This window comes from Streptomyces sp. NPDC002994 (assembly GCF_040611155.1).
In the GTDB taxonomy this organism is placed as follows: Bacteria; Actinomycetota; Actinomycetes; order Streptomycetales; family Streptomycetaceae; genus Streptomyces.
This window is the reverse complement of the sequence record NZ_JBEXNQ010000066.1, coordinates 1-5,071: the sequence shown is the minus strand read 5'-3', so window position 1 is coordinate 5,071 and position 5,071 is coordinate 1. Positions and strand designations below refer to the sequence as shown.

Here is a 5,071-nt window from a genome sequence, read left to right as displayed (position 1 = left end):
CCCATGCAGGGCACGATCGTCAAGGTCGCGGTCGAGGAGGGCCAGGAGGTCAACGAGGGCGACCTCGTCGTCGTACTCGAGGCCATGAAGATGGAACAGCCGCTGAACGCGCACCGCTCCGGCACCGTCAAGGGCCTGGCCGCCGAAGTCGGCGCGTCCGTCACCTCCGGCGCCGTCATCTGCGAAATCAAGACCTGATTCATTCGAGGAATTTCTCTGCAGAATTCTGACGGAGCCTGACAATGCTCTGACATTGGAGATATTGAAACCGTTCCGGCCGCCCAGGACACTTGTCCTTAATACCGTCATCCGGTGTGTGGTGGGCCGTGAGGAGAGGGAAAACGTTATGCACAGCACGCTGATTGTGGCTCGGATGAGTCCCGAGTCGATTGGCGATGTCGCCAAGATTTTCGGTGAGTTCGACGGCACGGAAATGCCTCACCGTATGGGCACGCGCCGGCGCCAGCTTTTCCAGTACAAGGGCTTGTACTTCCACCTCCAGGACTTCGACGAGGACAACGGCGGCGAGCTGATCGAGCAGGCCAAGAGCGACCCGCGCTTCGTAGGGATCAGCCAGAACCTGAAACCGTTCATCGAGGCCTACGACCCCGCGACCTGGCGCTCGCCGTCCGACGCGATGGCCACCCGCTTCTACAACTGGGAGGCGTCCGCGTGAGCGGCCGCCGAGTCGTCATCACAGGCATCGAGGTGCTGGCCCCCGGTGGCATCGGGGCGAAGAACTTCTGGAACCTGCTCAGCGAGGGCCGTACCGCCACCCGCGGGATCACCTTCTTCGACCCGAGCCCGTTCCGCTCCCGGGTCGCCGCTGAGATCGATTTCAACCCCGAACAGTTCGGCCTGAGCCCCCAGGAGATCCGCCGTATGGACCGCGCCGCGCAGTTCGCGGTGGTCGCGGCCCGCGGCGCCGTCGCCGACAGCGGGATCAGCCTGGACACCTACGACCCGTACCGCGTCGGAGTCACCATCGGCAGCGCCGTCGGCGCCACTATGGGCCTCGACGAGGAGTACAACGTCGTCAGCGACGGAGGCCGGCTCCACCTCGTCGACCACGAGTACGCGGTACCGCACCTGTACAACTACCTGGTCCCCAGCTCGTTCGCGGCCGAGGTCGCGTGGACGGTGGGCGCGCAGGGCCCGAGCACGGTGGTCTCCACGGGCTGCACCTCCGGCATCGACTCCGTCGGCCACGCCGTGGAGCTGATCCGTGAGGGCTCCGCCGACATCATGATCACCGGATCCTCGGACGCCCCGATCTCGCCGATCACCATGGCCTGCTTCGACGCGATCAAGGCGACCACCCCCCGGCACGACGACCCGGAGCACGCCTCCCGCCCCTTCGACGGGACCCGCAACGGCTTCGTCCTCGGTGAGGGCGCCGCCGTGTTCGTCCTGGAGGAGCTGGAGAGCGCCAAGAAGCGCGGCGCGCACATCTACGCCGAGATCGCTGGCTACGCCACCCGCTCCAACGCGTACCACATGACCGGACTGCGGCCGGACGGCGCGGAGATGGCCGAGGCGATCCGGGTCGCGCTCGACGAGGCGCGGATGAACCCGACCGAGATCGACTACATCAACGCGCACGGCTCGGGCACCAAGCAGAACGACCGCCACGAGACCGCCGCCTTCAAGCGGAGCCTGGGCGACCACGCCTACCGAACCCCGGTCAGTTCCATCAAGTCGATGGTCGGGCACTCCCTGGGTGCCATCGGCTCCATAGAGATCGCCGCGTCCGCGCTGGCGATGGAGAACAACGTGGTGCCGCCCACGGCGAACCTGCACACCCCCGACCCCGAGTGCGACCTCGACTACGTCCCGCTGGTCGCCCGTGAGCAGCTGACCGACGCCGTCCTGACGGTCGGCAGCGGTTTCGGCGGATTCCAGAGCGCCATGGTTCTGGCGCGTCCCGAGAGGAGCGTGGCATGACCACCTCGGTTGTAGTGACCGGTTTGGGCATCGCCGCCCCCAACGGCCTGGGTCTGCAGGACTTCTGGGCCGCGACCCGCACCGGCAAGAACGGCATCGGCCGGGTCACCCGGTTCGACCCTTCCCCCTACCCGTCCACCCTGGCGGGCGAGGTGCCCGGCTTCGTCGCCGAGGACCTGCTGCCGAGCCGGTTGATCCCGCAGACCGACCGGATGACCCGGATGGCGCTGGTCGCCACCGACTGGGCTCTCAAGGACGCGGGCGTCGACCCAAAGGACCTGCCCGAGTTCGACACGGGCGTGGTCACGGCCAGTTCTTCGGGCGGTTTCGAGTTCGGGCAGGGAGAGCTGCAGAAGCTGTGGAGCCAGGGCAGCCAGTACGTCTCCGCGTACCAGTCCTTCGCCTGGTTCTACGCCGTCAACAGCGGCCAGATCTCGATCCGCAACGGAATGAAAGGCCCCAGTGGCGTCATCGTCAGTGACGAGGCGGGCGGTCTCGACGCGGTGGCGCACGGCCGCCGGCTCATCCGCAAGGGCACCCCGATGATCGTCTCCGGTGCCGTCGACGCGTCGATCTGCCCCTGGGGCTGGGTGGCGCAGCTGGCCGGCAACCGGCTTAGCACCAGCGACGAGCCGACCCGCGCCTATCTGCCGTTCGACGCAGACGCGGCCGGCTACGTGCCGGGTGAGGGCGGCGCCATTTTGATCCTGGAGTCCGCCGAGTCGGCCCGCGAGCGCGGCGCGCGGATCTACGGCGAGATCTCCGGCTACGGCTCCACCTTCGACCCCAAGCCCGGCAGCGACCGCGAGCCCGCCCTGCGCAAGGCGATCGAACTGGCGCTGGCAGACGCCGGCGTGAGCCCCGAGGACGTCGACGTGGTCTTCGCGGACGCGGCCGGCGTGCCGGAGCTGGACCGTATCGAGGCCGAGGCGATCTCCACAGTCTTCGGCGTCCGGGGCGTCGCGGTCACCGCGCCCAAGACCATGACCGGTCGGCTGTACTCCGGCGCGGCCCCGCTCGACATCGCCACCGCGCTGCTGGCCATGGAGGAGGGGCTGATCCCTCCGACGGCGAACGTCACCCCCGACGAGGAATACGGCCTGGACCTGGTCGTCTCCCAGGCGCGCGCCGCCAAGGTGCGCACCGCGCTGGTCCTGGCGCGCGGGTACGGCGGCTTCAACTCCGCCGTCGTCACCCGCGCCGTCGACTGACCCCCTGTACCCCGCACGACCCGCCCATCCGACCTACCCATGAAGGGAACCACGTGTCCGATCTGGAATTTACCCTGGACGACCTGCGCCGCATCCTGCTGGAGGGCGCCGGCGCCGACGAAGGCGTCGACCTCGGAGCCGACATCCTCGACGTGCAGTTCGAGGCGCTCGGCTACGAGTCCCTGGCCCTGCTAGAGACCGGCAGCCGCATCGAGCGCGAGTACGGCATCGACCTCGACGAGGACCTGTTGACCAACACCGACACCCCACGCGCCCTCATCGCGGCCGTCAACCTGCACCTGACCGCCGACCAGCGCTCCGCGGCCTGACGCCCGCCGTCTCCGCCGGGTCGGACGAAACCTTTCGCCCGACCCGGTCCCGCCGTACCACCACCGTAGCCCACAGATTTCCGGAGAACCGAACATGTCATCGCAGGAGAAGCGGGTCGCTCTCATCACGGGTGCCACCAGCGGCATCGGCCTCGCCGCCGCCCGAGCTCTGGCCGCAGCCGACCACCAGGTGTTCATCGGCGCGCGCAACGCCGACAACGTCACCGAGACCGTCAAGTCGCTCCAGGACGAGGGCATCGACGCCGACGGCACGGTTCTCGACGTCCGTGACTCCGCCTCGGCTGCCGCTTTCGTCCAGGCCGCCGTCGACCGCTTCGGCACTGTCGACGTCCTGGTCAACAACGCCGGCCGGTCCGGTGGAGGCGTCACCGCCGACATCGAGGAGGAGCTGTGGGCCGATGTCATCGACACCAACCTCAACAGCGTTTTCCGGCTGACCAAGGAGGTGCTCAACACCGGCGGCATGCGCCACAAGAACCGCGGCCGCATCATTAACATCGCCTCCACTGCCGGCAAGCAGGGCGTCGTCCTGGGCGCCCCCTACTCCGCCTCCAAGCACGGCGTGGTCGGCTTCACCAAGGCACTCGGCAATGAGCTCGCCCCCACCGGCATCACGGTGAACGCGGTCTGCCCGGGCTACGTCGAGACGCCGATGGCCCAGCGCGTGCGCGCCGGCTACGCAGCCGCGTACGACACCTCCGAGGACGCCATTCTGCAGAAGTTCCAGTCCAAGATCCCGCTCGGTCGCTACTCCACCCCCGAAGAAGTCGCCGGCATGGTCGCCTACCTCGCTTCCGACACGGCCGCCTCCATCACCGCACAGGCCATCAACGTCTGCGGCGGACTTGGCAACTTCTGAGACCCGCACCGTCAGCGCCCCGTACCGACCCCTGGAGAAGAAAGCCGTCATGACGACCCGTGAGGTTGAGCACGAGATCACGATCGCAGCGCCCGCACCGGCTGTGTACCGGCTGCTGGCGGAAGTCACCAACTGGCCGCGGATCTTCCCGCCCACCATCCACGTGGACCGGGTGGACCACGACGGATCGCAGGAGCGGATCCGGATCTGGGCGACCGCCAACGGCGAGCCCAAGAACTGGACCTCGCGCCGTGACCTCGACCCCGAGGCCCTGCGCATCACCTTCCGCCAGGAGGTGACCACCTCTCCGGTGGCGGCGATGGGCGGTGCGTGGATCATCGAGCCGCTGGGGGAGAACCAATCCCGGGTGCGGCTGCTGCACGACTACCGCGCCATCGACGACGACGCGCACGACCTGCTGTGGATCGACGCGGCGGTGGACAAGAACAGCCGCTCCGAGCTGGCCGCGCTGAAGAAGAACATCGAGTTCGCGCACGCGGCGCGGGAGCTGACGTTCTCCTTCGAGGACACGGTACACATCGACGGATCCGCCAAGGACGTCTACGACTTCATCAACGACGCCCACCTGTGGTCCGAACGCCTCCCCCACGTCTCCACCGTCCGCCTGACCGAGGACGCCCCCGGCCTGCAGACCCTGGAGATGGACACCCGCGCCAAGGACGGCTCCGTCCACACCACCAAGTCCT

The 5,071-nt window shown here is 68.1% G+C and carries 7 protein-coding genes; all 7 read left to right on the top strand.

The annotated features are described in order from the left end of the window. Positions 1-198, top strand: a 198-nt coding sequence (locus tag ABZX79_RS37635) for a biotin/lipoyl-containing protein (RefSeq protein ID WP_355268518.1), incomplete at its 5' end; no start/stop codon positions are given. Positions 199-346: 148 nt separating this feature from the next. Further along, positions 347-676, top strand: coding sequence for a TcmI family type II polyketide cyclase (locus ABZX79_RS37630; RefSeq protein WP_355268515.1), 330 nt, complete (start codon positions 347-349; stop codon positions 674-676). Beyond that, positions 673-1,944 carry a beta-ketoacyl-[acyl-carrier-protein] synthase family protein gene (locus ABZX79_RS37625; protein ID WP_355268513.1) on the top strand — a complete coding sequence of 424 codons (1,272 nt, stop codon included), beginning with the start codon at positions 673-675 and terminating at the stop codon, positions 1,942-1,944. Before ABZX79_RS37630 ends, ABZX79_RS37625 begins: the two co-directional genes overlap by 4 nt. Continuing rightward, on the top strand, positions 1,941-3,155 hold the full coding sequence (locus ABZX79_RS37620; protein ID WP_355268510.1) for a ketosynthase chain-length factor: 1,215 nt from the start codon (positions 1,941-1,943) through the stop codon (positions 3,153-3,155). The genes ABZX79_RS37625 and ABZX79_RS37620 overlap by 4 nt, the downstream gene beginning before the upstream one ends. A 53-nt stretch (positions 3,156-3,208) precedes the next feature. Continuing rightward, positions 3,209-3,484, top strand: a complete 276-nt coding sequence (locus tag ABZX79_RS37615) for an acyl carrier protein (protein WP_355268507.1) — start codon at positions 3,209-3,211, stop codon at positions 3,482-3,484. Positions 3,485-3,578: 94 nt separating this feature from the next. Next, the gene (fabG, locus tag ABZX79_RS37610) at positions 3,579-4,364 is read left to right on the top strand and encodes a 3-oxoacyl-ACP reductase FabG (protein ID WP_355268504.1); all 786 of its coding nucleotides are present in this window, start codon (positions 3,579-3,581) and stop codon (positions 4,362-4,364) included. A 49-nt stretch (positions 4,365-4,413) separates the two neighbouring features. After that, a partial coding sequence (locus ABZX79_RS37605; RefSeq protein ID WP_355268502.1) for an SRPBCC family protein occupies positions 4,414-5,071 on the top strand: 658 nt, incomplete at its 3' end.